3 protein-coding genes and 1 pseudogene are annotated in these 1,982 nt (G+C 29.1%); 1 reads left to right on the forward strand and 3 read right to left on the reverse strand.

From position 1 onward, the window contains the following. The first annotated feature begins 110 nt into the window (after nt 1–110). Nucleotides 111–1,124: a DNA/RNA non-specific endonuclease gene (locus tag Q5O29_RS05335; RefSeq protein WP_022211952.1), complete on the forward strand. Its 1,014-nt coding sequence runs from the start codon at nt 111–113 to the stop codon at nt 1,122–1,124. Between the two features lie 91 nt (nt 1,125–1,215). On the opposite strand, the gene Q5O29_RS05340 is transcribed toward Q5O29_RS05335, so the two are convergent. The 3 genes and pseudogenes from Q5O29_RS05340 to Q5O29_RS05350 all read right to left on the reverse strand — a co-directional run. Continuing rightward, on the reverse strand, nt 1,216–1,368 hold the full coding sequence (locus Q5O29_RS05340) for a hypothetical protein (RefSeq protein WP_022211953.1): 153 nt from the start codon (nt 1,366–1,368) through the stop codon (nt 1,216–1,218). Between the two features lie 67 nt (nt 1,369–1,435). Then, complete coding sequence (locus Q5O29_RS05345; protein WP_022211954.1) at nt 1,436–1,657, reverse strand: hypothetical protein; 222 nt, start codon at nt 1,655–1,657, stop codon at nt 1,436–1,438. Nucleotides 1,658–1,676: 19 nt separating this feature from the next. Then, nucleotides 1,677–1,982 (reverse strand): annotated as a pseudogene (locus tag Q5O29_RS05350) (DUF6323 family protein); the annotation flags it as partial.

The following is a 1,982-nucleotide window of genomic DNA, read 5'->3' on the forward strand; positions in this document are numbered from 1 at the left end:
ACATTTTGATATTAATGTAAATGATGATTCATGGAAATTAATTGATTTTGAAGAATTCAATGGTTCATCTCATGAAAAGATTACAAGAGAAATATATAGGAGAACTGATAATGAAAAAACTACTTAATTTTAAAAACTCAATAATCATGATAATAGGATCACTACTTTGTTTAAGTGGACTTATTGGTTGCTCATCCACTTCAGTATCTAACGGTGTTGGACAAGCTCTTAATATTATTGAACAAGTTACAGATAGCTCTAATAAGAATAATATTGTTTTAAACAATCCAACTGAAAATTCTAATGAAAGCAATATTGACATTAATAATATACCTGCTTATTCTGGAAATGACTATATAGTATTAAATAATAATATTCCGAATTTTTCTGATTCTGATTTAACTACTACTTCATTTGAAGAATATAGCCCACTGGATAGCTTAGGTAGATGTGGTGTTGCCTATGCCAATATAGGTACTGACCTAATGCCTACAGAAGAAAGAGAGTCTATAAGTTCAGTTAAACCTAGTGGATGGCAATCAATTAAATATGATATAGTTGAAGGTAAATATCTTTACAATAGATCACATTTAATTGGATTTCAGTTAACAGCAGAAAATGCCAACAAAAGTAATTTAATAACTGGAACTAGATATTTTAATGCTAATTTAATGCTACCTTACGAAAATATGGTTGCTGACTATATAAAAGAAACAAACAACCATGTTTTATATAGAGTAACTCCTGTTTTTGAAGGAAACAACCTTGTGGCAACTGGAGTGCAAATGGAAGCAAAATCTGTAGAAGATAATGGAGAAGGTATTGAATTCAACGTATTTGTTTATAATGTACAACCTGGAATAACTATAGATTATGCCACTGGGTCTAGTGCACTTGCCGGTGAAGAAGTACCTAGTGGAAAATCTCCTGATAATTCATCTTCATCAAATACAGCAGATAGTTCTTCTACTGAAGAAACTATAATTAGAGGAAATTCTAAATCAAAGATATATCACTGCCCTGGGCAAAGAGATTATGAAAATATGTCTGATTCTGTATACCTTATTAACTTTAATAGTGAAGAGGAAGCAATTGCCGCGGGCTACAGAAAAGCTTCTAGATAAAATTAAATTTGCTGACAAATATTAATTATTAAAAATACATAAAGGATGTATGAAGGTTACTTTTCATACATCCTTTTTCATATTTATATTGTTATTTATTTTCTTTATTCTTATTTCTATTTCTTACAGGAACAAATTCTGAAGTTGTATCATCTGGATCGATATATCTGTAATCTCCATCATTATCCTTTTTAAGACCTAATAGTGCCATTTTCTTTTTAGTGTTTTTTTGTTTTACAGCCATTTAATTCACCTCAATATTTATATTTACCACTAAAAAGCATATTATTCTTCATTAATTAAAGGAGCTATCATTTATCTAATAACTCTTTAAACTTATTTTCCCACCCAGTATTTGAAGGATTATCATTTCCATTATTATCTAAATAGTATTTTAATAGCATTATTTCTTCTTCCTGTGATCTGAAGCTTAAAAAGATATTTTGCAAATCATTATTGCTAACTGCCGCCTCTATTCTTGGAACTAGATTTAAAGCAGTATTCTTAACATAATATAAATTATTATGATCCATAGCACCCTCCTATTAAGCCTTACTCTAAACCATTAAGACCATATCTTGTACCACGGCAAAGTTCTTCTAAACTGGTTCCACTTAAATACTCTATTGAGCCTTGACATTTACCATCAAAATCTCTTTTCATAAATTCAATAAGTTCATCATCAGATATCTGCTCCATGGCTTCTCCTTTAAAAAAATAAAAAATATCCTACAATTCTTCTAAAGTTTCTTCATAATTATTTTGCATAATATATGGTGAATCACAAAATGCTTCAATTAACTTTTTTAAAATACCTTCATCAAATTCAATTCTCCCAGTATTTTTTAATACTTCAAA

It is taken from the genome of Clostridium sp. CAG:265, from assembly GCF_000436575.1.
Lineage (GTDB): Bacteria > Bacillota > Clostridia > Clostridiales > Clostridiaceae > Clostridium > Clostridium lentum.

Excerpts from the sequence above, each read along its gene's own strand:
- Q5O29_RS05335 (WP_022211952.1), top strand. The coding sequence starts at position 111 with ATGAAAAAACTACTTAATTTTAAAAACTCAATAATCATGATAATAGGA.
- Q5O29_RS05340 (WP_022211953.1), bottom strand. The coding sequence starts at position 1,368 with ATGGCTGTAAAACAAAAAAACACTAAAAAGAAAATGGCACTATTAGGT.
- Q5O29_RS05345 (WP_022211954.1), bottom strand. The coding sequence starts at position 1,657 with ATGGATCATAATAATTTATATTATGTTAAGAATACTGCTTTAAATCTA.